Here is a 24,376-nt window from a genome sequence, read left to right as displayed (position 1 = left end):
CACTATCTCCGGTGAGGACCGGAGGTGTCAAGGCGAGGATTTGCGGCGGGCGGGGGCCCGGGCGGTAGACATGCGCACGATCAGTTCGGGCTGCGCGTTGTGGAGCTGAACGGGTCTTTCTTTTTGCTGCTCGCGCCCGTTGATGGCCTGCAGCGTCCACTCGGCGGCTAGGAGTCCCATTTCTTTGAGCGGCTGGTGAACGGTGGTGATACCGGGGGTCGATACGGCGGCGGGAAGAACATCGTCGAAGCCGACGACCGAGCAGTCTTCAGGAACTCTGATGCCGGCGCTGTTGAGGCCGCGTACTACGCCGAGGGCGGTGAGGTCGTCGAAGGCGAGGACCGCGGTGAAGGGTCGTTTCGAAGCGAGCATCTCCTGCGCGAAATGAAGGCCGCCTTCAAAGCCGGAGGTTGAGTCAGTGATGTTGGGGAGCTGGTAGACGAGCTTAGGGTCGATCGTGATGCCGGCTTCTGAGGCCGCGCGCTGCACGCCGGCCCAGCGCAGTTCTGTGTCGAAGAGTTCTTCAGGGCCGCGAACGATGGCGATGCGGCGATGGCCGAGCGCGATGAGGTGCTGCATAGCGAGGGCGCCGCCGGCCTTGTTGTCGACGAGCAGGGAACTGACGTTTCGCTTGGTGAGATCGCGGCCGACGATGACAATGGGCACCTGATTCTTTTCGATGTCGTCGAGGAGGTTGGTTTCTTGAAAGATCCAGCTTGCGATGACGATGACGCCTTCGGCGCGGCGCTCGAGGATCATGCGCAAATAGTTGTCGAAGAGTTTGCGCTGGGTCTGTGCGTCGACCAGAAGAGGCAGATAGCTGGCGGGTTGAAGGCTTGCCTGGATGCCGTGGACGACGGGAATGCAGAAGGGGTCGGAGAGGTCGTAGGCGAGGACCGCGATCGTCTGGCTTCGGCGGCGGCGGAGCGAGCGCGCGTAGGCGTCGGGATGGTAGCCGAGGTGCAGCGCCATCTTGCGGATCTGTTCGCGCGTGGAGGCGGCTACGTTCTGCGAGAGGGGCGCTTCGCTGAGAACGATGGAGACGGTGGAGACGGAATAGCCACAGGCGCGCGCGATGTCGAGAAGCGTGACGTGGCCGGACTTGCGTTGCACCTGGAGCCCTCCTTGCACGAATCTGCGAGTGAGTCTAGCGCTATTCTTTCCCAGAGGTGACCAGAAGAACTCCTTTGCTGCGAGAGCGATTGCAGCCCGAAATTGAGGAGGTCACTTTCCGCTTGACAGTGAAACGGAACAATCTTACATTCACTTGTCAAGAGATTCAAACGTTTGAATAAGGACGTTTGGCCCCGGGGGTTGAAAATGACTTGCCCGCGCTCGCGAAGATCATTCGCGTGGTTCCTTGCCGCTTTCACAGCTGTTGTGCTCGCTGGATTTGCGAGCGTCGCGTCGGCCCAGGCGGGTCGAGGATCGATCAGCGGACTGGTGACCGATCAGTCGGGTGCGATCGTGCCGGGAGCGAAGGTGGTGGCTGAGAGCCAGGCTACCGGTCTGAAGCTCTCTACGGTTTCGACCGATGCAGGCTTATATACGTTTGTGTCGCTTGCTCCTGGCGTGTACCGGGTGACGGCGACGGCGAGCGGCTTTGACACGCTGGTGGCGAACAATATCCGCGTGTCCGTGGACCAGGCGACGAACGCCAATCTCTCGCTGAGGATCGGCAGCGTGAGCGAGGTGGTCTCTGTGAATGAGTCGGCATCGCTGGTGGAGGCGACGAATTCGACGGTAGGGCAGTTGATCGGTGCGGATACGATCGATCGCGTGCCGCTGTTGACGCGCAATGTCTACGACCTTGTGCAGCTGAGCGCAGGTGTGACGCCGGCTAACGGGACCCCGAACTCGTCGAGTTCGCAGCAGATCTCGAGCATTACGAGCGGCCGGCCAGGCGTGGATGTGTCGTCGTACACGATCAACGGCGCAATTATCGGATCTGTGTACTATATGGCGGATGGCAGCCCGCTTGGCATTGCCGAGAACAACGCGGGAGCGATCATTCCGGCGCTGGAGATTCCGGAAGATGGCGTGGAGGAGACGCGCGTTGAAACGCAGAACACGCCGGCTTCGTATCAGAGCGGCGGGGCGGGCGTTATCAGCCTGGTGACGAAGTCGGGCACGAACCGGTTTCATGGAGATGCGTTCGGGGTGTTCCGGCCGAATGCGATGGCAGCGAACGAATACTTCAACAAGCGCAGCGGATTCAGCACGCCTGACTACCACCGGTATCAGGAGGGCGGTGCGATCGGCGGACCCATCGTGAAGGACAAGCTGTTCTTCTTCGGGGATTACGAGGACACGCAACAGCAGCAGTTTGACGGATCGAACACGTTTACCGTACCGACGACGGCTGAACGGACGGGCGATTTTTCGGCCGACGATTTCACGATCTACGATCCACGGCTGCCGGATAACGCGGACGGAACGCGGCAGCCATTTGCCGGCAATGTCATCACCAATCCGAACCCGATCGCGTTACAGTTTCTCTCTCATTTTCCAAAGTGCAACTTCAACCCGGATACAAACCAGCCGGGCGACTCGTGCGATTCGCTTACTGACGGAGCCGCGGGGAATCTGTATGTGCCGGGACTCGATCCTTTGAGAGCGCACAAGTTCGACATCCGGCTTGACTGGCAGCAGAGCGAGAAGCAACGCATCTATGGGCGATTCTCGTATGACAAGCTGTTCTTCTCGCTGGTGAATGCGTTCAACAATGAGTGGGATCTGAATTATGCGCAGAACCAGACGAACGGCCGCAACCTGCTGCTCGCCGATGATCTGACTTTGAGCCCGAGCACGGTTCTGCAGTTGCGGTACTCATTCACACGGCACTTCGAAAACCAGGGCGGCGATCCGCGGCAGAACGGGTTTGACATCACCACGCTCGGATTTCCGTCGTCGCTGGCTGCTGAAGAGGTGTACAAGACGCTGCCTTATGTGAATTTCTGGGATGTGGGCGGCGGTATCGGCGGAACCGCTAACTGGAATACGTTCCGCTACGCGAGTGAGAACAACGACGCGACGGCGAGCATCACAAAGGTGCTGGGCAAGCACGAGGTGAGCGCTGGATTCGAGTACATGAAGCGGTTTCTGAATGTGGGGCAACCTCCGGCTCCTTCGGGGGCGTATGCATTCGACATCTCAGCAACGGACCAGACCACCGCCAATGGCGGCGGAGGAAGTGATTTTGCGTCATTCCTGATCGGCATGGGAACACCTCCTGGGAGCGAGAGCTACAACTTCACCAAGGACTTGTTCGTGGCCGAAGCGAATCCCTACTACGCGGCGTTCGTGCAGGACACGTACCATCCGACCAAGACGTTTACGGTAACGGCGGGTCTGCGGTGGGACATTTTCGGCGGCCGCACGGAAAGGCATAACCGGCTGGAATACTTCGACCCGAAGGCGACGAGCAGCGTGAATGGAGTGTCGTATACGGGTGCAGAGGTGTATGTGAATGGGAAGAGCAGATCGCCGTACGAGACGAATCTGACGAATTTCGGACCACGGCTGGGTTTCTCATGGCAGCCGTTCGACCGCTTCGTGGTTCGCGGCGGGGCGGGGTTCTACTACGGGCCGAGTTCGGAGATGGTGGGCGGAGCCGGCCTGGACAGCGACGGATTCTCTTCCGTCACGAACTGGGATGCGACGTGCTACAACGCCGATGGCAATACGGTGTACAACGGGACGTCGGCCTGCGTCGGGTCGTCGCCGGGAGATCCGGCACCGAGCGCGACGGGCATTTATTCGTTGAGCAATCCGTTCCCGCAGGGGGTTGTTCCGCTCATTGAATCGCCGTCGGGGTTGGCCAACAATCTGGGCAACTCGATCAACACGGTGCTGCATTCGCAGCGCACGACCACGACGTACAACTTCAATTTCGGACTGGAGTATCAGCTACCGCACCAGGTGATCGTGAGCGTGGGATATGTGGGAAGCCGCGGGCTGTTTTTGCCGCTGGGCGGAGTGGATCTGAATCAGCTGAGCCTGGAAACGATTCAGAAGTATGGAGCGGCACTTTGCGTCGATACGTCGGACCCGGCATGCGAGATGGTTCCGAACCAGTGGGCCTCGATTTTGCCCGCGACAAACTCCAACTTCGGCTCCGACACAGTTCCGCTGTGGGTGTCGCTGCAGGAATATCCGCAGTTTGGGAACGGAGGATATGGGGGAGGGAACGGCGTCAATGTCGCGGGGTTCCCCGGAGGAGACTCGGAGTACAGTTCGCTCCAGGCGAAGCTGCAGAAACGCCTGACACATCATTTCACCACTCTTGCGAGTTTCACGTGGGCGAAGTTGATGACGGACGACGGCAATCCGCCACTGTCGTTTGTGGGCTCGCACGGAGGCGCTGCGCAGGACTGGAAGGATCTGCGTTACGAACATTCGGTTAGCCCGCAAGACGTGAAGTATCAGTTCACGGGGCAGGCGTCGTACGACCTACCAATCGGACCGGGGAGAGCGGTGAACGTTGGCGGAGTGGGGAACGCGATCATCGGCGGATGGACGGCGAACATGATCGCATACCTGAGCACCGGGATTCCGATTGCATCGCCGACGTCGGGAACGTTCCCGTCGTACTTCAACCAGAGGGCGGACATGGTGTGCGATCCCGGGAAGGGAGCTCCGCATACAGTGAGTACGTGGTTCAAGCCAGACTGCTTTGCTTTGCCGTCGAGCCCGCTGGTGCCGGGAACTGCGCCTGCATATCTCGATCATGTGCGAACGATGGGTGCTCAAGATTTCGACGTGTCGCTGTATAAGAACTTCTCGCTGGGCGGGGAGAGGAACTTCAGGATTGAGGCTTCCGCGTACAACATCGCGAACAAGGCGCAACTGGGGATGCCGCAGACGTCGAGCGTGTTCGATGTGCAGACGCAGCCGGATGTTGCAGCGGCGTTCGGCAAGATCTCGAACACGGTGAACACGCCGCGGCAGTTTCAGTTCGGGGCGCGGTACACGTTCTAAGCGAGAAGAAGAATGAAGTTGTGAGAGCCAATTGCCGGGAGGCGGTTGGCTCTTGTCTTTGTGGTGTCAGAGGCCGGTGTAGAGCTGCAGGGGCGCCCAGTAGAAGGGCTTGCGGAACTCCTTGCCGGAGTGGAGCATATCGAGTTTGGCCTGGCGAAGAGCTGTATTCGGCGCCAAGCCGCTGTTGAGCCCGCGGTAAAGGTCAGCCATCATCTGCGGTGCAGATTGATCGCTGACTTCCCAGAGTGCGCCGATGACGTTATGAGCGCCGGCGCGGAGGAAAGCCCATGCAAGTCCCACGGGCCCCTCACCCGCGAAGGATCGCGCGCCGCTGCCATAGCAGGCTGAGATGGTGACGAGCCTGGCGCGGATGGGGTGCTGAATGATGTCGCGGGCGTGGAGCTTGAAGGAATCTTCGGCAGAAGAGGAGCGCGAGAGGATGATTGCGGAGTCGAGTGGATCGGTAGGACTGGCGACTCCGTGTGCGACGAAGTGGACGTAAGCAAACTGCTGGGGGTTGGTGCTGAGGTAAGCGGCAGGCGTGGCGTTTTCGCGAGCGTAGACAAATGAGTTGCGTGGTCCTACCTCCTGCTGAATACGTTGCATCTCGGTGGAGGCCATGGGGAGGCTGGGGTAGTCGGGACCGGGAGAGATGGCGTCTCCGATGAGGAGGAGCTTGCGGTCGGCTGTACTGGCCGGGCGAGAGGAAGCGAGCATCTGGAGAGAGGGCGCCGAAGAGATGATGGTGTCTTCGATGAAGTAGTGCGGGTGTGGTGCGGGGACGATGAGCGTTTCGAAGTTTAGCTGGCTCAGTTTGCCGTCACTGAGGACGATGATGTTTCCGTTCGGGGTGAATAATTCGGACGCTGGGGCGAGCAACGTGTCGTAGAGAGCGCGACCGTTGGGGTCCGTGTCTTTGAGTGGATCGCCAAATCCCAGAAGACCATTCCGATAGTGCTCAATTGAATTGCTGATGTCCTGCTGAGGTGGAAGGGTGTACAGAGCGGTGCGGTTCGCGGCGATCGCCCAGAGGTACGACTGCTTTGCTCCCATCCAATAGAAGAGGAGTGTCGCATTGTTTTTGCGCGCGATCTCGGACGGTCGCAGTGTGGGAGTTCGAAGTCCGTTCTGTGGGGCGATCCCGAGCCCCTGAGCGAGGGTACGGGCACGGCTTTGATCGGCGATGAGCAAGGCCTGATCGGATTTGTTCTGAGCGATGAGGAAGTGGATGTAGTCGTCGTAGATGCGGGAAGCATTTGCGCTGAATGGTAGTTTTGAGGTTTCCGTTCTGAGCTGATCGCGAGCGGACTCGAAGGTGGCGAGAGCTGTGCGATACATGCTATCGGCGAAGGCGAGATTTCCACGACGCTCATACAGATGAGCAAGCTCGCGCTCCGCTTCCAGCTTCATAGATGTTTCCGCGGCGGGATCGTGCTCAATGGCGCGAAGAACGTTCTCGGCTTCTTCATCGTGGCCCAATCCCGAAGCGACTGCGCCCTTAGCAACCATGATGTCGAGTTGATCGAGACGGTTCTCGCTGGATTGAATGAGCGGTGAGACCTGGTCTATGTAACTCCGCGCTTGCTCAAAATCGCCTTTGGCCACGGATATGTGAGCGAGGTCTTCGAGCGCGTCGATGATGTCTGCCCTGCTGTCGATCTCCTTTGCTCTTTTCAGGTATTTGAGATCGGAGGCTAACGCACGGTCCAGGTCACCGTTGCTCAGGTACATGTATGCTGTGTCGGCGAACCACTCGATCTCTTCGGCGGAATTACCGATCCGATTTGCGTCCCTCTCAGCCTTCTCGAACAGGCGAAGCGCCCTATCGGAGTCGCCGAGCTTGTAGTAAGCCCAGCCGAGATTTCCGAGTGCGTTCTGCGCCAAATCTTCGGCGCCCAGATCGATCGCCATTTTGTAGGCGGAGTCGGACCAATCGACCGCTTCATCAAACCGGTCCGTTTGGACCGAGACAACTGCCAAATTCAAAAGTGCAGTGGCCTCTGCAAAGCGGTCTTTGTGGCGTCGAGCGTGTGCGAGGCTGTCGAGCAGTTGCTGACGCGCTTTGACGAGTTCTCCGTGAGCGACGGACATGGTTCCACGCGCACGTAGAACATCGCCGCACTCCACTCGATCAACGCTCGAGCAGAGGCGGGCAGCCTCAGCGAGCAGGTCGGATGCCTTGGCAGATTGCTGAAGGTGATCGAACGCGACCGCTTCCATGGTTCGTTCGCGGATTATGTCTTCCGGGGGTGGGGGTGAGTGCGGCCAGGAGGCGAGAGCTTGCAGGGCCTGATCGTGAAAACCTCTCCATTCCAGAGCCTGTGCTTCGAGTAACAGGAAGTGGTCCGCGAGCGCCGGGTCTAGCCTGAGCGATCGGCGGTACTCACGTTCAGCTTTCAGCTGGCATTCTTCTAGATGGCCGTTGAGGAAGAGCTGGTAAATGCGCCTGTATTGTGCAATGGTGCTGCCCGGTCTGACATCCTGGAGGGGAAGTACCAGCAAAAGAAGAAGCGCCCATCCCCAATGCGATGGGCGCTTCGGTGTCTCTGGATGTACGTGAATCGGGGCCGAGTGCGGCGAGGCCGCAGAGGCGGCTCCTGCGGCAGAGGCCGCGAAGGCGAGAACTACGGCCTGGTGTGGCCGTTGGTGATCAGGTCGCCACCAGTACCATCGCCGCTGATAACGCAGCCCATCTTGAGCTCGAGCATCTTGAGATGGAAGGTCGTGACCTCGGGAGTGCCTTTCTTGTTGAACTCCGAGTGTGCGATGGAAAGCGTGGCGAGATAGACCTTGCCAAAGTCGGGTATGTCGAGCACGTTCCCATAGGCGGTCCCAGGGAAAGAACCCGACACCTGCTTCACCAGCGTGCACTCAATTGACTCCGGCTTATTTTTTGCTGACGGAATCTGATTGTAACGCGCTGCGATTGCAGGGGGCAGATTCTTGGTCTTCTGGAAACCCTGACGCTGATTCGTGACGTTTTTCAATAACGCAGGGGATGTCGTATAGGGCGCATCGTTGGGCGGCAGAGGTCCGACGATGTTGTTATCGATTTCGATGTCGAGAGGCTTGCCGGCAACCCGGAAGTTTTCAAAGCGCGTACCGAGGAAGGTGACTCGGGGCACATAGCCGGCCGGCGGATGATCGGTGGCGATCTGCGCGACGAGACGGTCGATGGTAATGATCTCCATGATGTTGAGGTCTTCGATGACCGCGGTCGCGAGAGTGTTCCAACCATGGTCAGGCTTGTCGGATAGATTGCCGGCTACATGGGTGTGAGCGGACTTGAATGAGATCGCGCCGCCGAGGCGGATGTTTTGGGAATGCTGATTGACGTATCCGCCTTCCTTGTTCAGTTTCGAGTAGGTGTGTGAGCCGATTTTTTGCGCGAAGGGGAGGATCAGGTTGCCTTCGAAGATGGCCGCTTCAGCATGGTAGTCGTGATACCGCTTGGTTTGATCGGGCATGTGGGAGTCACTTTCTCAAGACCAGGGGTCTGGGTTCAGTTTTTGAATTGGACATCCAGAACGCGCCGGTCGATCTCAACGCGCTCGTTCTGCGGAGTGATGCCGGAGATTGTGAGGGTGTACGAGCCGAGCCGTAGACCTGATGGGGGGATGACGAGCGATACGATGCTCTGGTCTTCGATGGGACGGCCTACTGTGCGGGTCCAAATCTGCTTGCCATTGGAATCATGGAGCTCGAATGCAAAGGATGCAAACGTGGATGCCTGGGGAAGGTCAAGAGAGAGGGCTAGGCCCTGAGTGGGGTCGGCCTGAACTGCGGCGTGCGCAGCACCACGGGTTCCGATGTGAATGGGATTGGAATAGAGGAGGCGTGGCTCGGATGCGGAGCGCTGAAGAGAAGGAATTGCGTAGAAGTTCTGATAGCCGATGACGAGGAGCATCAGGGCGAAGGCCGGCGCGGCAAAGGCGGGTTGCCAGAGGAAGGACCAGCGATTCTTTTTCGGCTGAGTGTTCGAAGCGGCGGCCCGTGGGGGAACGGAGGCCGACGGCTGCGGGTCCAAGTGGGGCAGCACGGATTTTGCCTCGTTGATGAAAGCTGCTCCGGCGCGGAGATCGAGGGCGCACTCCTGGCACCCGAACAGGTGTAGCTCGAAGGCGTCGCGTTCTTCGGGCGTGAGCTCGTCGAGGAGGTAACGCTCAGCTGCCATCATTTGTAGTGCTTCTCCGTGGTCCATCGCCTTTTCCTGGCCGATCCCATCGTTGGATGGTGATCGCACATTCAACCCCGTTTCACAATTTCTTTAATAAGTTTCTCCGCCTAGTTTCCTGAGGTACTCAGCCTTGAAATCCTGTTTTGCGCGATGTAGCAGGACGCGCAGGTATTCGCGGTCGACGCCGAATTCCCGGCATATCTCGTCGCGTTCGCGTTCGTCGATGAAGACGGCCTTGAGAATGGAGCGGTCGCGGACGGGCATGCCGAGGAGAATCTGCCGCACCTTGATCTTGATCTGGGCCGAGACGGCCATACTGTGGGCATCGGGGCCGGTTGCGGGGACCTCGTGCGCATGATCGTCGTCGAGAGACTGGTTGCGCGATGAGGCCCGATAGTGCTCGAAAAGAACGTTATTGCAAACGGTATTGACGAAGGCGCCGAGGCTCTCGGGCTGGCGCAGAGCACCGGGTTTGCGCAGGCCGGCGAAGACGCGCGCGAAGGTTTCCTGACGCACGTCTTCGATCGCCTGAGGGGACTGCAGCCGCGAGCGAAGCTTCAGCTGGAGCAATTCGGTGAAGTAGCCAACGAAATGCTCCTGAGTGCGGTGGTCCCCAGCGCGGAGATTTTCGATGTAAACCGCATCGAATGCGTGGAAATGCAAGGTTTTCCCCGATAACCCAAGAGGACGTAAGTATAACATCCCAAAAGGTTGGCGGAGATTACGGGAGTTGGGGGTGCGGGAGGCGTGCGAGCGGCCACGGCCGGCGCTTTTCGCGGAAGGGGAGGGGTTAACCATGGGGAAGGCGACCCGACTTTCCTCTCCAGCGGCAGCCGCCTCGGGGAAAGCGGCTGCCACTCGGAGAAGCTGGCCGATCCGGCTCCTTGCCAGGACCAGATCGACAAGGTTGTGAGAACCAAGGCGATCGCAAAGGTGCGATCAGTGCGAAGACACTTTGCTGTGCCTCATGGGGCACATGTCTGATAGAGCTCCGCTGTTGTGTGGGGTTTAGAAGAGGGGCCGGCTGGCGGGGGGACGCCAACCGACCCCGAGTCGGACAAACCGGAGACACGTCCCACTCGCGTCTCCGAATCGGTATCGTCGTCCAAATGGACCCAGGACCCTGGTTGGAGACGATCGGTCCGACAAGCATCTGGTCTTACAATTTGAATCTGGGTGTCGAGAACATTTCCCCACAGCGGCGTCCATTCGGGGGCGTCCGGCGGCGGGGCGGAGTTCCAGGAGAGGATGGCGCGAACGACCGGCGGCTGCGTGGAGGACTTGAGCCGTTCGGGAAACTCGACGCGCTTGGTGACGAGGCGTATGTGGAGGCGCGAGCCGGGCTCGTCGCAGACGGTGAACGCGGTGATGCCCTCGTTGTGCCAGGTTGCGCCGCGATCGAAGGACAGATAGAAGCGGACGTACTCGCGAGAGCTGGCGTTGTTGCGGGCGAGGGAGTATCCCCAGTCGCGCTTGAGCTCGATAGAGGCGTAGAACTGATCGAGCAACGGGATGTAGCTGACACAGCCGAGACGTTCAAAGGCTGTGTCGCTGCTCATATTGAGGACGACCTTGAGGGACTCTTCGGGCAAGTTGCCGAAGTGGTTGGGGTTGGCGAGGAGGAGTTTGCGCAGGTTCTGGCTTGCCAGTTCGGGGTGGAGTGTTGCGAGATGGATGAGTTCCAGAGCCGGCTGCAACGTGTCGGGAGAGGTTGTGACCTTGGGGGAGGGCATATCCGTTCCTCAGTTGCATGGGAAGGGGGCCAAGTGGTGCTTGGCGCGTGGCAAGGAGATTCTCGACGACGCAGGAGCGCGAGAGAACGGAGTGGTTTGTGGGACCACGTCCTGGAGGCTTGTGAATCAGCGTTCGAAGGATTGTGACGGGGAGGGGAGAAACGTTTCAGATATTTTGTAAGATTTTTCCGGATGAGCGGGTAGGGAGTTTTATGGAGAGTCTCCCCCGGTGCCCAAGTGCGAGGGAGCGGGAGCACGCGGCTCGGGTCACCCGGGGATGGATGGGTTTCCCATGTCTCCAAAAACGGGAGACATGGGGCACCCGGCTTGTGTGTTGGTTGGGCTACGCTGCGGCGGCAGAGTCCCAGGGTTTGAGGACGACTTTGGTGCAGTGTTCCTGCTTGTCGCGGAAGGTCTTGTAGGCTTGCGGGGCCTGATCGATGGGGAGCACGTGGCTGATGACGAAGGACGGGTCAATGTCGCCGCGCTGGATCCGTTCTAGCAGGGGCTGCATGTAGCGCATCATGTGAGTCTGGCCGGTTTTCATGGTCAGGCCCTTGTTGACATATGCGCCCATGGGCACGTTGTCAATGAAGCTGGCATAGACGCCGGGGACGGAGACGGTACCGCCCTTTTTGCAGGCGATGATGGCCTGGCGCACGACGATCGGGCGGTCCATGGAGGCGCGCATCATCTGCTTGGCCCTGTCCATGGCGTAGACGATGCCGTGACCGGAGGCTTCCATGCCGACGACGTCCATGCAGGCGTCAGGCCCCTGATTGCCCGTCATTTCGCGGAGGGCTTCAAGGATATCGACTTCGTCGAAGTTGAGGGTTTCAGCTCCCGCGGCGCGGGCCATTGCTAGGCGTTCGGGTACGCGATCGATGGCAATGACGCGGCCGGCACCGAGCATGAAGCAACTGCGGATGGCGAACTGCCCGACGGGACCGCAACCCCAGACAGCCACGGTGTCACCAGGACGGATGTTGCAGTTCTCTGCGCCCATGTAGCCGGTGGGGAAGATGTCGGAGAGGAAGACGACTTTCTCGTCTGGGATGCCTTCGGGGATCTTGATGGGACCGATGTCGGCGAAGGGGACGCGAGCGTACTGTGCTTGCCCGCCGGCGTAGCCGCCCAACATGTGGGTGTAGCCGAAGAGGCCTGAAGGCGAGTAGCCCATCATCTTTTCGGCGATCCAGGCGTTGGGGTTGGAGTTGTCGCAGCAGGACCAGAGCTTGTCCTGGCAGGAGGGGCAATTGCCGCAAGCGATGGTGAAAGGGACGACGACGCGATCGCCGACTTTGAGTTTGTCGCGGCTGATGCCGGGGCCGACTTCGACCACCTCACCCATGAACTCGTGGCCCATGATGTCGCCCTGCTCCATGGTGGGAACGTATCCATCGTAGAGGTGAAGGTCGGATCCGCAGATGCATGTGCTGGTGATGCGGATGATGGCGTCGCGCGGATTGAGAATGGTGGGATCGGGAACGTTGTGCACCTGCATGTTCTCCTTACCCATCCAGCAAACTGCTTTCATATCTAATCTCCTTTTTAGGTGGCTCGTTCGTTCAGGCAGTCTTGCTGTAGGCTTGCGCGGCTTGCGGGTCGGCGAGGTTTCCGGTCTCGCGGAAGAGCACCTGCTCGACGGAGCCGTGCACACCGCGCGGACCGTGGGATTGGCCGATGGTGGTCGGAGTTTCGCCTGCTTCGAGCAGCGCCTTGAAGCGGCGCACGTCTTCGCGAACCATGAACTGCGGGTGCTTGCCGAGAAGAGTAGCGATTGTCTTGGAAAGCGTGCCGCCGGGCGTGTAGCGGACGGTGGCAGAGACGTAGGTTCCGCGACCGGCGCGATGAGGGCGGAACTCGACGGAGCCGCTGGTCTGGACGAGCGAGTCAGGGCGCGAGCGCCAGGAGATGCGTTCGTTCTTTACGTCTTCGGTGATTTCCGCATACCAGCGGATTTCTTTGTCCATTGGGCCGCGGACGACCCACTCGGAATGGGTGTCATCGAGGACTTCGACGGACTTCACATGGCGCATGAAACGGGCGAGATTGGAGAAGTCGCGCCAGAGTGCGTAGGCCTTTTCGGGTGAGGTGTTGACGAGGAAAGTGGCGCGCGTGTGAGCAGCTTGTGAATTGCCGTTCGAGCGTAGCGAGGTGGCTGCAAGTAGCCCGCCAGCGGTGGCGAGCGCAAGGCTCGTCTTCGATCTGCGTGTGATGCCGTAGGCGAGCAATGCGGCGGCGCCGATCAGGATGCCTTTGGAGCCGAGGAAATCCTGCGGGCCTTTGTCTCCCGAGATTTGCGAGTTGTAGGGGTTCATGAATCGCTCCTTTGATTGATGGCGCGTGATTGATCGCGCGTTCTCGTGTGAGTAGGAGTTTTAAGTGCGGAGTGCAGGATTGAGGTCCTGAATTACGGATCTGCTTTGAGGGTTCGCAACAGCACACCCTAAGGATGGCGGAGAGTGCGGATTGAGTTGCCGATGGCGGGAACGATTCCTGTGGAGATGGCGAAGTGAGAAGAAGATGCGGGATGAGCTACTTACGTCAAGAACTCTGCGGCGGCCCAAATGAGAACGGCGGGCCTGGGAGGCTCGCCGTTCAGCATCGGTGAAGGGTATGAGTGTATCTAGAAGTTGAAGGTAAGTTGCAGATCGACGCTGCGGTTTGAGGCCGGGTTTGAGAAGAAGCCTCCCGCGAGCGAGTTGGACTTGCCGAAGAGCGGGGACTGCAGAACGCCGACGGGCTGAGCAAGATTTACGTTGTTGAAGATGTTGTGGGCCATGGCTGCAAAGGTGAGCGAGTACTTGCGAGGAACAGCCTGCTGATCCATGCGGGGCGGGCCTCCGCTGCCACTGAGGCCGCGCGGGCCGAGACCGCCGCCCATCGCGCCGGGGCCACCGGGGCCGCCACCCGGAGGTGGGCCTCCGCCGGGGCCGCCGAAGCCGCCATTCATTCGGGAGCCACCTTCAACCTTGGGGCCGATGCCGAAGGATTTGCTGATGCGGGCGTTCATGCTGAATTGACCGGGGCCGGTGCCGTAGTTGTAAGGAATGCGAGCGGCGTCGGCGGCGGGGTTGAGATCGAAGGTGCCGTAGCTGGTTTGCAGAACGTCGGTGCTGGCCGACGTGGCGAATGCGGGGCGATCGTTGAACTGGTTGTCGCCGTTGAGGTCCTGGCCAGTGACGATGTTGAACGGAGAACCGGAGTTGGCGACGAGCATGGGGCTGAAAGAAAAGCCGTACGGGCCTTGCAGATTGCCGCCGAGCAGGAAACGGTTGCGGACGTCGAAGCTGGCGCGGCCGTAGTCGGCTCCGGGGTTGAACTGATTGGAGGGGAAGTAGTTCGCGCCTGAGGTGTCGGCCTTGGCGAGGCCGAGCATGTAGAAGCCGAAGAGCGAGACGCGCTTGGCACGAACGGAGTAATTGACCATGAGCTGATTCTGGTTGTAGATGCCGCCGGACTGGAATTGGTAGATGTTCTCATTGACGCCGTTGGGGCGGATGCCGGTGTTGGTTGCAGCGTCGTAGGTGCCGGGAAGCCAGGCGTTCACGTTGTCAGTGAAGAACTGATGAATGCCGCGCGAGTTGACGTAGGTGAAGGAGGTGGTTGCGATCTTGCCCCACTGATGCTCGACCCCTATCGCGGTCTGCATGTTGAGGCCGGAGCGGAGGTTGGGAGCGAGCTGGTAGATGGTGGGGGCGACGGTGCTGAGCGATGCGAGTTCGGCGGCTGATGGAGCGTTCTGATAGAAAGCCGGATTCTTGACGACGTACTGTTGCTGGTTGACTCCGTTCTGGCGGGCCGCAGTGAGGACGTTGCTGGAGTTGAAGCGATCGAAGAACCAGCCGTAACCAGCGCGGATCACTGTTTTGGCAGGACCGGAGCCGTGTTTCGGAGCCCAGGCGATGCCGATGCGCGGAGCCCAGTCGTTCTGGTCGCTGATCTGATTCTGCGCTTCGTAGCGGAGGCCGTAGCTGAATGTGAGATTGGGGCGGAGCTTCCAATCATCCTGGTAGAAAAGGCCGGCGTCGAAGACGGAGACGGAGGTGTTTGCGTTGCCGACGGTGACGTCGTACTCAGATGGTGTGTTGGCGGCGTAGTTGGCAAGCGATGAGTAGATGTAGTTTCCGTTGAAGCCGGAGGTGGTGGAGTTGGCGTCGCGCGTGAGGCGGTAACGGCCGCCGAACTCGATGGCGTGCGGGCCCTTGGCGATGGTGGTGTAGTTTTCGAGTTCAAAGCGGTCCTGGTTATCGCGTACCGCGCCGGCGTTGCTGCCGCCGCCTGTGAATGCGCCCGCGACGGTGATGGTGGGGTCGGTGCTGCGCGGGGTCTGGTTGTCGTGCGCGCGGATGTATTGGAAGCGAGTTTCATTCACCGCATTGGAGCTGAGAACCTGCGTGTCACTGATCTGGAGGCTGTTCTCGTAATTGGAGACGTCGTAGGCCTGCGATTGGAGTGCGAAGAGCGATGCACCGCTGTTGGTCTGCTTCTGGCGATCGAACATGTAGCGGACCGTGAGAGTGTTTTTGTCGCTGAGCTGGAAATCGAAACGAGGGCTGATGTCGAGCCGCGATTGCGGATTTGCGACTGCGGCGGTGTAGTTGGTGACGTTGGAATTGGCGTCGAGGACTTCGGCGTTGATGATGGAGTTGGAGGCGTTGTTGCGATTGAAGACGCTGCCGAACCAAGAGGCCTTCTTGCCGAGCGCGCCGCCGATGCTGCCGTTCATGAAAGTGGTGTAGTAGGAGGGCTCGTTGGCGACGAATGGGTTGAGTGAGTTGAATGCCGAGTCGTTGCCCATGATCATGAAGTTGCCGTGCAGCTTGTCAGTGCCGGGCTTGGTGAGGATCTCGATGCGGCCGTAGCCGAGCTTGTCGTAATGGGCGGAGAAGGGGTTCTGGTTGATGCGGATTTCGCGGATGGATGACTTGGGAGGAAGCTGGCCGCCGGTGAAGCCGTCGATGTAGATCTGTGCGCCACTGGGACCGGCAGCAGGGCCGGCTAGCGCGGTGAGTTCGCTCTGCAGCTCGTCGGGATCATCGGAGAGGGCATCGAGGTCTTTGCCCTTGATGACCATCGCGCTGGCATTGTTATCAGCGCTGGTGCTTACGCCGATGGTGTCTTCCTTGACTTCGACCTGCTGTTGCTCGACGGGGAGCTCCATCTTCACCGCTTGCTGCACGAGCTTGCCGGGTTCTACATCGATGCTGTCGAGCGTGGCGGTGGCGAAGCCTTTCGCTTCGATCACGAGCGTGTAGGTGCCGGGCTTGACGGCGGCGAAATGGAACGCGCCGTCGCGGCCACTAGTCGTGGTGGTGGTTGCGCCGTCGGTCGATGCCAGGACGACGCTTGCTGCGCTGATGACTGCACCTGTGGGATCGGTGACGACACCGCGGATCTCGCCGGTTGCGGTCTGTGCCGCAGTGGGGATCGCGAATGAAGTTGAAATGAGAAGCGCGGCGATCGAGGTGAATCGGAAGAGCGTTCGCTTGAGCATGATGGTTCACTCCAAGTGGGCTGATACCAGAAAAACTCAAGCGGAGATCGGGCGCCGTCACGATACGTAAAGCCCTGTAAAGATTTGTAACGGCGAGGTGACGATTTGTTACATTTCTCGTGTGTTTGCGGGGCCGGACCAGCGTAGGCTGTTGAGCAGCGAGAGTTTGACGTGGAAGACATTCTCCTTATCGACGACGATGTTGAGCTTTGCTCGATGCTCACGGAGTACCTGGGCAAGAACGGGTATCGCGTGAAGACTGCGCATCGCGGAGACGTGGGATTGCGAGCGGCGCAACAGCGGCCGTGGGCGATGATTCTGCTGGATGTGATGCTGCCGGGGATGGACGGCTTCGAGGTGTTGAAGCGGATTCGGGCAGAGTCGCAGGTCAACGTGGTTCTGCTTACGGCGCGCGGCGAAGACGTGGATCGCATTGTAGGGCTGGAGATCGGGGCGGACGATTATCTGCCGAAGCCTTTCAATCCGCGTGAACTGCTGGCGCGGATGCGGGCGGTACTGCGGCGGAACACGTCGGCGTCAACGACGACACCAGTGGTGCTCCGGGTTGGAGATCTGGAGCTTGATACGGCGGCGCGAAGGGTGCTGAAGGCGGGGAGCCGGGTCGATCTGACGGACGTGGAGTTCAGCCTGCTGGAGGCGCTGATGCAGTCGCCGGGCAAGGTGGTGAGCCGTGAGGATCTTTCGCAGGCGGTGCTGGGGCGGGCGTTCGATCCGTTCGATCGAAGCCTCGATATGCACGTGAGCCGGTTGCGAAAGAAGCTGAGCAGCGCGGGTGCGGAAGAGAGCCTGGTGAAGACGATCAGGGGTGTCGGGTATCAACTCGTGCTTGATCGCGACGCCGTGGAGGCGGTGGACTGAGGGATGCGCAGCCTGTTCTTCAAGATATTCATCATCTTCTGGATTGCGCAGACGCTGATCTTCATCATTACGACGGCGCTGATTCTCGCGCGGCGGTTTCCGCGGCCGGCGTCGATGCTCGATCCGGCATTTTCGAGCTTGCGTGCTGAGGCCGCAGAGGCGGTGCACGCATTCGATGGGAATGGATGTGTGGGCTTCGACTCGTTTGTACAGCAGCACAGGGGATCTTTCGCGCTGGTGGATGCAAATGGGAGTACCGTGTGCGGCGATGGGTCGCTTTCCGTTCGCGACCAGGTGCCTTCGACCACGGAGATCTATGGAAGACAGCTGGGACAGGACACGGTGTGGACGCTGCCGGTGGTGTCGGCGAAGGGGCAGCAGTTTCGGTTTCTGGTTTCTGTTCATCGCGAGCGGCACACGTGGTACGGGGACCTGGCGCACTTCGCGTTTCCGCAGTTGCTGGTGGCAGTGGCGGTGGGCGGGCTGACGACGTTTGTGCTGGTAATGATTTTCACGCGGCCGCTCGTGAATCTGCGCGAGGCGGCGCGGCAGCTCGCGAGCGGGCGGTTGAGTGCGCGCGCGAAGGAGAGCCGCAAGGCTTCTGCACTTCATGCGGATGAGTTCGATGCACTGGCGCACGACTTCAATCACATGGCGGAGCGGCTGGAATCGCTGGTGAACGCACAGAAGATGCTGCTGCGCGATGTTTCGCATGAGCTGAGGTCGCCACTGGCGCGGGCGAGTGTGGCGCTAGAGCTGGCGCGCGATGATGCGGATTCGACGATGACGACGCATCTGGATCGGATCCAGAGAGAGACAGAACGACTGAATCAGCTGATCGGGCAGCTGCTGACCTTGTCGTCGCTGGAGGCAAACGAAGAGGAGGTCGGATTCGAGCGTATCGCGCTGAACGGCCTGGTGGAGGAGATTGTCGCGGATGCGAATTACGAGGCTCACCAGAGGAACTGCTCGGTAACTCTTGAGCGCGGAGAAGAACTGGAGATTGTGGGGCGCAGGGAACTGATCTATCGCGCGGTGGAGAACGTGGTTCGCAACGCGATTCGATTTACCCAAGAGGGAACTGCTGTTGAAATTCGGACGGCAGCGGTTCAGGATGGATCGCGCAAGCTGGCGAGTGTGCAGGTGAGTGATCACGGGCCGGGAATTCCAGAGCCGGAGATCGAGTCGATCTTCAGGCCGTTCTACAAGGTCGACCAGGCGCGGAGCCCGCAGCAGAAGGGCGGGTTCGGCGTGGGGCTGGCGATTGCGGAGCGGTCGCTGAAGCTGCACAAGGGAGATGTGAGGGCTTCGAATCGCGCAGGCGGTGGATTGACGATCGAGATGCGGTTTCCGGTTGGGTAATTTATTTTGCTGCGAGCGAGCGATGAATCGCGTCCAGGACGGCGGTGCGCAGGGCGGACTCGCTTACTGCGGGAACTTCGCCCTGGGCGAGATCGGGTGAGCCTCCGCCGCGAAGGCCGAGAGCGGCGAGCGCTTCCTTGAGGATCAAGCCGCAATTGAATTTCAGATCAGGGCTGCGGGCGAGAAAGACGCGGATGGGTTCGGTGTCTTCGGCGCGGAAGAAGACGGCTGTCGAGGGCGCGGAGGCGGCAGCGCGGGATGCGAGAAGCTTGACGAAATCGCGATCACGGTCTTTCCAGCCGCGAATGATGAGGCGCAGGCCGTTTTCGAACATGGCATCTTTCACGACTTCGGCGGCCTGGTAGGCAGCGAGTTCTTCGCGAAGTCTCTGGCGTTCTTTTGCAGCGGCCTTGCTGTCGGCGAGCATTTGTTTGACGAGGCTGGGCAGATCGGGAGCGCCGGAGGAGAGCAGGCCTGCGGTCTCGGTAAGAATTGCGGAGTCGGCGCGAGCGGCACGAACGGCGCGGAGACCGCAGACGAACTCGATGCGCAGGCCGCGGCTGACCTTTTCGGTGCGGCGGATAAGAAGGCCACCGATCTGGCCGGTGGCGCGGACGTGAGTTCCTCCGCATGCGTTGCGATCAAGATCGGCGATGTCGATGACGCGGATGGCTCCTTCGCGGTCGGGCAGCTTGCGGAGTTCGCCGGAAGCGAGCATGGCTTCGGCTTCCTGGCGGGATGCATAGGAAATGGTGACCGGGCGATCTTCGCCGATGATCTCGTTGGCAATACGTTCGACGCGTTCGAGGGAGTGGTGCGCGATGGAGGGGATGGCGAGGTCGATGGTGGATGTGTCGGCGCCGAGATGGAAGGAGACGGTGGGGCGTGGAGTTCGCGTACGAAGACGGCGGAGAGCAGATGCTGGCCGGTGTGCTGCTGCATGTGGTCGAAGCGGCGCGTCCAGTCGATGTGGCCTTTGATTGGAGTTTGCGTTGCGAGCGGCTCGTTGATGAAGTGCCAGACAGCGCCGGACTCGTCTTCTTCAACCTGCTCGACCGGGATTTCGTGTATTGCCCCGGTTGAGAAGGTGGCGGTAAGCGTGCCCGTGTCGAAGGGCTGGCCACCGCTCGTGGGGTAGAAAGCGGAGCGATCGAGGGCGACCTGCCAAACGGGGTTGGACCCGGCTTGTGGGAGTTCCCGGAGAGCGGTGACAGACGCAGTGAAGCTCTGCAGGAATGGATCCGAGTAGTAGAGACGGTCAAGATCAGACACTGTTGTTCTCCGAGATGCAACGGGCGATCGAACACCAGTTTAGTTCGATGAAGGTGTGGGGCGCGGCTCAGGTAAGTTGGTAGGCTAGGATACCGGCATGCGCCTTGTACTTCGTTTTGCATTGCATATGAGCCTGGCATGCGCGATTCTCTGGTCCCAGACATCGGCCGGGCAACAATCCACACAAAAGAAATCGGACGAAGAGGCGAAGGCGCATATCAGAGCGAACGATGCGGGCGCAGCTGTGCCGACGCGTTTTGACATGCTGCGCGGGAGCTATGGGCCGTATCGCGCAAACAACGATCTGCTGTACTACCACCTGGACATCAGGGTCGATCCTGACGAGAGGAGTATCTCGGGCAAGAATACGATCCGGTTTCGGATGCTGCAGGATGGAACGCGCATTCAACTCGATCTGGATGAAGCGCTGAGGATCGACAAAATTCTGCTCGGGGAAGAGCCGCTGAAGTTTGAGCGGGACACCGGAGCGGTGTTCGTCGATTTTCCGCGGACGCTGCGGGCGGGCCAGGTGTATGCGATTGACTTCTACTATTCGGGTCATCCGAGGGAGACGGGGCGGTTCGGCGGAATTACGTTCAAGAAGGATCCGGCGGGGCGGACTTGGATCAACACGGCATGCGAGGAGACCGGTGCGAGCATCTGGTGGCCGAACAAGGATCAGTGGCGGGATGAAGTGGAGAGCATGGATATCAGCGTTGCGATCCCGAATGGTCTGACGGATATCTCGAACGGGCACTTCGCAGGGAAGACCGACCTGGGCGACGGCTACACGCGCTGGGACTGGCACGTGAGCTATCCGATCAATAACTACGACGTGTCGCTCAACATCGGCAAGTATGAGCACTATTCGGAGAAGCTTGGCGAGCTGCCGCTGGACTTTTACGTGTTGCCGGAGGATCTGGAGCGGTCGAAGCCGCAGTTTGCGCAGGCGAAGGGAATGATCGAGGCCTACCAGCATTATTTCGGGCCTTATCCGTTTGCGAAGGATGGGTACAAGCTGGTGGAGGCGCCTTACTCAGGAATGGAGCACCAGAGCGCGGTGACGTACGGCAATCTTTTCAAGAACGGATATATGGGGCGGGACTGGACCGGGGTGGGGATCAGTCCGCGATTTGATTTCATCATCATTCACGAGAGCGGGCACGAGTGGTTTGGCAATGCCGTGAGCGCGGCTGATCACGCGGACATGTGGATTCACGAGGGCTGGACGACGTATCTGGAAAGCCTGTATGTCGAGTATCGGTGGGGTAAAGAAGATGCGCTGAAGTACTTGAGCGGGTATCGGCCGAAGGTTCACAATCTGCGGCCGATTGTGGGGGAGAGGGGAGTGAATGCCGACCCGACGGAGGACCAGTATTTCAAGGGCGCACTGATGCTGAACACGATTCGCAGCGTGGTGAACGATGATGCGAAGTGGTGGGCGCTGATACGCGGGGTATATCAGCAGTTCAAATACAAGAACATCATGACGGAAGACGTGATCGCGTACTTCAATGAGCACTCGGGCATGAACCTGACGCCAATTTTCAACCAGTACCTGCGTCGGGCAGCAGTTCCGCGGCTGGAGGTGCTGTTCGGGGAGGCGCCGGGAGTGGTGATGTACAAGTGGGATGCGGAAGAGCAGGATTTTGCCATGCCGGTGCGGGTAGGGACCAGAGGCGACTGGCAGACGATTCGTCCGACTACCCGATGGCAGTCGATGAAGACGACTCTAACCAAAGGTGAGTTCGAAGCGGATCTCGACCACTACTACGTGGAATTGAACAAGCAGTAGAGGGCAGAGCCATGGGCCGACTTTGGGTCCGCACCGATGCACGGTTGGAATCAAGATGGTCATCCTGCACAGCGGGTGCCGGGGCTGTTCGCGGCATCATAGCTCTGGATACCCGGCATCCCGGCCGGCTGCGTTCCCATGGAGATCGAAGATCTCGACCGGACTGAAGGAGCCGCGTGTAGAATAAGTCCCTATCTGATCTGCACTTGGTCCGGGCTGTTGTTGCGGGCCGCAGTGACAGATCGATCCGATCCCAGGTGTGAGAACTGGGAGTAGTGGGATCCATCCCATGCAAGGTTGGGAGGCCTTCCAAAAACCAAAGTTTCAGGCAGGAGATGTAAACATGCTTACCAGACTGCTTATTGCGTTGTCCCTCTGCGTCGTTTCCCTATCATGTGAAGCACAAGTGGCACCTGCGGCCAGCACGTATCATTCGCCTCTATCGGGCTCGATCAACGTCGGCGCGGATTACTGGTCGGGTGACTGGGGGCGTGGAGATATCAATCGATGGGGACCCACCGTATCGGGAACAGTGACGATCTGGCATGACTTCAGCGTGATTGCGGAGGGCCGTTCGATGATCTGGGGCGGCAACCAACTCGCACAGAACTTCAAGTACTACGAAGGCAGCGGCGGCCTGGTCTGGATCTCGGATTATTTCGGCAGGTTTCAGCCGTTGATCAAGGCTGAGGCGGGTATCGGAAGCCTGACGCATCCGGGAAATGGCAGCGGAAAGTCGCACGAATCCTCAAATACGTGGACCCTCGGGGGCGGATTTGAGTACCACACCGGGGGGCGTTTCTGGACCCGCGTGGAGTATGACTATGACTACTTCACCGGCTTCTACAGCTCTCTTTCCGGACAGACCCATACGTTGAATCCGAGAGGCATCACGTTCGGCGAAACGTACCGGTTCGGGAAGAACGGTTCGAAGTACTAGGGCGACCGGCCCAGGACCTTTCATCTGGAGACAATGCGGGAGAGAGACGGCTGGGGGATGGCTCGCGCTCGTTTGCGGGCGATCATCCGCCGCCTTGCCAGATCACGACCGCAACGGCGAAGGGCTGAAGTGTGAGTGAGCCGTTGTTCAGGGTTACTGCACGGGCGGGAGACTCGGCGGATTGCGCGTCGACTGCAAGAGCAGTTGCGGACGCAGCGTTCGGGATGGCGACGTCGACTGGCCTGTTCCGCTTATTGATGAGCAGGAGTCTGCGCCCACCTGGGGCGAGGTAGGCTTGCGCTTCGATATTCGAAGCGAGTGAGGATGCCGCGGCGGTCTGCACCATGCGATCGCCGGGATGGAAGGAATTCTTTAACAAGCTGAGGGCCCAGAAGCGCGCGTTGGGCTGATTGGTGGCCCAGTCGATCATGGTCAGTGTCGGGTACTGGGAAGGGAAACCGATCAGTTGCGCTTCGCCAAGGATAGGAATCTGCATGCGCGCGAGCTGCAGGTACATGTAGGCGTGGACAGCGGCCGAGGTGTTCCACCAGATGGGCGGTGGCGCCGGGCCGATGCCGGGAGGCGCGTCGGTGGGGAGAATAGCGCCGAACTCATCGATGTCCGTGAGCGTACGCGGCGAAAGGCGACGGCGAATGGCTTCTACGGAGCGGACGGTCGCGAGGTAGTCATCGGCTTGCTGAAAGAGCGTGTACTGCCAGGTATCAGGGGTCTCGTCCAATGCGGGGACTGTGTAGAAGTGATAGGAGATGTAGTCGATGGGTATGCCGGGCAGGTGGTTCGAGGGATCGAGGAAATAGCGGATGAAGTCGGATTCATCGGCGGGCAGGCCGAGGGAGAGGCCCATGAATTTCGTGTCCGGAGAGACGGAGCGGACGGCGTCGACGATGGCATCGTAGCGGCGCGTGTACTCTTCGGCCGTTGTGCTGTGCTCGAGATCTGGCTCGTTGAGGACTTCCCAGATGGGGAACTTGTAATGATGGCCCGAGTCGTGCCAGAGGCCGTTCTCGTCGGTGAAGCCGCCGCTAACGTACCAGGAGGCGAGGCGGCGGTAGTAGTCGGACAGTTCTGTCAGAGTTGGGTCGCGGAGTTGTGTGCCTTGTTCGTAGTCCCATGTGGGCTGATTGGGATCGGCGGGATAGGAGATGGGTGCGTCGGTGACAAACATCCATTGCGGGATGGTGCTGAAGTCCATCACGGTGGGGTGGCCGGCGGTGGCTGAGAGGAAGTTGGCGAGGATGGGATCGATAAGAGAGAAGTCCCACGATGTTGATTGCGGAGTTGGGGGCTGAAGTTCGGCGACTGCGAGTTTGGGGTAAGGGATCCAAGCCTGGAAGCGGACGTAGTCGGGGGCGAGAGTGTGAATTGCATTGAAGGCTGCGATGCCGAGAGGATCGCCAGGGCGAAGGTGCGGGTTGACGACGACCTGAAGGGTTGGGGTGGTGCAATTGATAACGGCGGGGATGTTCCAGTGAATGGTGAGGTCTTTTGAGCTGGAGGTGGAGGGCGGGGCACCGCAACTGACGAGAAGGAGCGGTAGAAGGAGAAAAGCGGTGTGTGTGCGAGGGTACTTCACGGGGGGTAGGTTCGAGGTACTTAGATGCTTTGCAAGGGTCGTCGCGAGTGGATGAAAAGCAACTGCGGAATCTCAGGTTCGCCTTCGCTGCGCGAAGGCCCGGTAGAAATGACGGGACCGATGTTCGGAAAAAGGAACGGCCAC

At 59.8% G+C, this 24,376-nt stretch carries 17 protein-coding genes; 6 read left to right on the top strand and 11 right to left on the bottom strand.

Going from position 1 to position 24,376, the window contains the following annotated elements:
- Positions 1-27 precede the first annotated feature (27 nt).
- Positions 28-1,113 carry a LacI family DNA-binding transcriptional regulator gene (locus tag DHV10_RS05860; protein WP_109485318.1) on the bottom strand — a complete coding sequence of 362 codons (1,086 nt, stop codon included), beginning with the start codon at positions 1,111-1,113 and terminating at the stop codon, positions 28-30.
- Positions 1,114-1,320: 207 nt separating this feature from the next.
- On the opposite strand from DHV10_RS05860, the gene DHV10_RS05855 reads away from it, so the two are divergent.
- Entirely contained in the window at positions 1,321-4,980 is a 3,660-nt protein-coding gene (locus DHV10_RS05855) for an outer membrane beta-barrel protein (protein WP_109485317.1), read from the top strand.
- 66 nt (positions 4,981-5,046) lie between these two features.
- Here DHV10_RS05855 and DHV10_RS05850 read toward each other — a convergent pair whose 3' ends face one another.
- The 8 genes from DHV10_RS05850 to DHV10_RS05815 all read right to left on the bottom strand — a co-directional run bounded on the left by DHV10_RS05850 (position 5,047) and on the right by DHV10_RS05815 (position 16,390).
- Positions 5,047-7,200 (bottom strand): CHAT domain-containing protein, encoded by a 2,154-nt coding sequence (locus DHV10_RS05850; protein WP_109485316.1) that lies wholly within the window; start codon positions 7,198-7,200, stop codon positions 5,047-5,049.
- A gap of 404 nt (positions 7,201-7,604) precedes the next feature.
- Positions 7,605-8,447: a hypothetical protein gene (locus DHV10_RS05845; RefSeq protein ID WP_109485315.1), complete on the bottom strand. Its 843-nt coding sequence runs from the start codon at positions 8,445-8,447 to the stop codon at positions 7,605-7,607.
- 35 nt (positions 8,448-8,482) lie between these two features.
- Positions 8,483-9,157 carry a zf-HC2 domain-containing protein gene (locus DHV10_RS05840; protein ID WP_162601230.1) on the bottom strand — a complete coding sequence of 225 codons (675 nt, stop codon included), beginning with the start codon at positions 9,155-9,157 and terminating at the stop codon, positions 8,483-8,485.
- Positions 9,158-9,247: 90 nt separating this feature from the next.
- The gene (locus tag DHV10_RS05835; protein ID WP_162601229.1) at positions 9,248-9,820 is read right to left on the bottom strand and encodes an RNA polymerase sigma factor; all 573 of its coding nucleotides are present in this window, start codon (positions 9,818-9,820) and stop codon (positions 9,248-9,250) included.
- A gap of 302 nt (positions 9,821-10,122) precedes the next feature.
- A complete protein-coding gene (locus tag DHV10_RS05830; protein ID WP_109485312.1) occupies positions 10,123-10,890 on the bottom strand; it encodes a hypothetical protein in 768 nt (255 codons plus the stop codon).
- Positions 10,891-11,233: 343 nt separating this feature from the next.
- Positions 11,234-12,427 (bottom strand): zinc-dependent alcohol dehydrogenase, encoded by a 1,194-nt coding sequence (locus tag DHV10_RS05825; RefSeq protein WP_109485311.1) that lies wholly within the window; start codon positions 12,425-12,427, stop codon positions 11,234-11,236.
- Between the two features lie 31 nt (positions 12,428-12,458).
- On the bottom strand, positions 12,459-13,211 hold the full coding sequence (locus tag DHV10_RS05820; protein WP_109485310.1) for an SRPBCC family protein: 753 nt from the start codon (positions 13,209-13,211) through the stop codon (positions 12,459-12,461).
- 308 nt (positions 13,212-13,519) lie between these two features.
- Positions 13,520-16,390 carry a TonB-dependent receptor gene (locus DHV10_RS05815; protein WP_109485309.1) on the bottom strand — a complete coding sequence of 957 codons (2,871 nt, stop codon included), beginning with the start codon at positions 16,388-16,390 and terminating at the stop codon, positions 13,520-13,522.
- Between the two features lie 171 nt (positions 16,391-16,561).
- Between DHV10_RS05815 and DHV10_RS05810 the strand changes: the two genes are divergently transcribed.
- On the top strand, positions 16,562-17,269 hold the full coding sequence (locus DHV10_RS05810; RefSeq protein WP_109485308.1) for a response regulator transcription factor: 708 nt from the start codon (positions 16,562-16,564) through the stop codon (positions 17,267-17,269).
- 3 nt (positions 17,270-17,272) lie between these two features.
- Positions 17,273-18,631: a sensor histidine kinase gene (locus tag DHV10_RS05805; RefSeq protein WP_109485307.1), complete on the top strand. Its 1,359-nt coding sequence runs from the start codon at positions 17,273-17,275 to the stop codon at positions 18,629-18,631.
- A gap of 1 nt (position 18,632) precedes the next feature.
- Here DHV10_RS05805 and DHV10_RS05800 read toward each other — a convergent pair whose 3' ends face one another.
- The gene (locus DHV10_RS05800) at positions 18,633-19,349 is read right to left on the bottom strand and encodes an alanine--tRNA ligase (RefSeq protein WP_109485306.1); all 717 of its coding nucleotides are present in this window, start codon (positions 19,347-19,349) and stop codon (positions 18,633-18,635) included.
- Between the two features lie 167 nt (positions 19,350-19,516).
- On the opposite strand from DHV10_RS05800, the gene DHV10_RS26910 reads away from it, so the two are divergent.
- From DHV10_RS26910 to DHV10_RS05785, 3 genes are all read left to right on the top strand, one after another.
- The gene (locus DHV10_RS26910; protein ID WP_162601228.1) at positions 19,517-19,714 is read left to right on the top strand and encodes a hypothetical protein; all 198 of its coding nucleotides are present in this window, start codon (positions 19,517-19,519) and stop codon (positions 19,712-19,714) included.
- A 286-nt stretch (positions 19,715-20,000) separates the two neighbouring features.
- Positions 20,001-21,698 (top strand): M1 family metallopeptidase, encoded by a 1,698-nt coding sequence (locus DHV10_RS05790; RefSeq protein ID WP_109485305.1) that lies wholly within the window; start codon positions 20,001-20,003, stop codon positions 21,696-21,698.
- Between the two features lie 406 nt (positions 21,699-22,104).
- Entirely contained in the window at positions 22,105-22,638 is a 534-nt protein-coding gene (locus tag DHV10_RS05785) for a hypothetical protein (protein ID WP_162601227.1), read from the top strand.
- Between the two features lie 82 nt (positions 22,639-22,720).
- On the opposite strand, the gene DHV10_RS05780 is transcribed toward DHV10_RS05785, so the two are convergent.
- Entirely contained in the window at positions 22,721-24,232 is a 1,512-nt protein-coding gene (locus tag DHV10_RS05780; RefSeq protein WP_204101333.1) for a GH39 family glycosyl hydrolase, read from the bottom strand.
- Positions 24,233-24,376: the final 144 nt, after the last annotated feature.

Source organism: Occallatibacter savannae, from assembly GCF_003131205.1.
GTDB classification, from domain to species: domain Bacteria; phylum Acidobacteriota; class Terriglobia; order Terriglobales; family Acidobacteriaceae; genus Telmatobacter; species Telmatobacter savannae.
Note: the sequence above shows the minus strand (reverse complement) of the source record. Positions and strands in the feature narration are given on the sequence as shown.

Bases quoted from the DNA above. Each gene is read 5' to 3' on its own strand.
- DHV10_RS05855 (WP_109485317.1), top strand. From the start codon at position 1,321: ATGACTTGCCCGCGCTCGCGAAGATCATTCGCGTGGTTCCTTGCCGCT.
- DHV10_RS05850 (WP_109485316.1), bottom strand. From the start codon at position 7,200: ATGGAAGCGGTCGCGTTCGATCACCTTCAGCAATCTGCCAAGGCATCC.
- DHV10_RS05845 (WP_109485315.1), bottom strand. From the start codon at position 8,447: ATGCCCGATCAAACCAAGCGGTATCACGACTACCATGCTGAAGCGGCC.
- DHV10_RS05840 (WP_162601230.1), bottom strand. From the start codon at position 9,157: ATGATGGCAGCTGAGCGTTACCTCCTCGACGAGCTCACGCCCGAAGAA.
- DHV10_RS05830 (WP_109485312.1), bottom strand. From the start codon at position 10,890: ATGCCCTCCCCCAAGGTCACAACCTCTCCCGACACGTTGCAGCCGGCT.
- DHV10_RS05825 (WP_109485311.1), bottom strand. From the start codon at position 12,427: ATGAAAGCAGTTTGCTGGATGGGTAAGGAGAACATGCAGGTGCACAAC.
- DHV10_RS05820 (WP_109485310.1), bottom strand. From the start codon at position 13,211: ATGAACCCCTACAACTCGCAAATCTCGGGAGACAAAGGCCCGCAGGAT.
- DHV10_RS05815 (WP_109485309.1), bottom strand. From the start codon at position 16,390: ATGCTCAAGCGAACGCTCTTCCGATTCACCTCGATCGCCGCGCTTCTC.
- DHV10_RS05805 (WP_109485307.1), top strand. From the start codon at position 17,273: ATGCGCAGCCTGTTCTTCAAGATATTCATCATCTTCTGGATTGCGCAG.
- DHV10_RS05800 (WP_109485306.1), bottom strand. From the start codon at position 19,349: ATGCTCGCTTCCGGCGAACTCCGCAAGCTGCCCGACCGCGAAGGAGCC.
- DHV10_RS05790 (WP_109485305.1), top strand. From the start codon at position 20,001: ATGCGCCTTGTACTTCGTTTTGCATTGCATATGAGCCTGGCATGCGCG.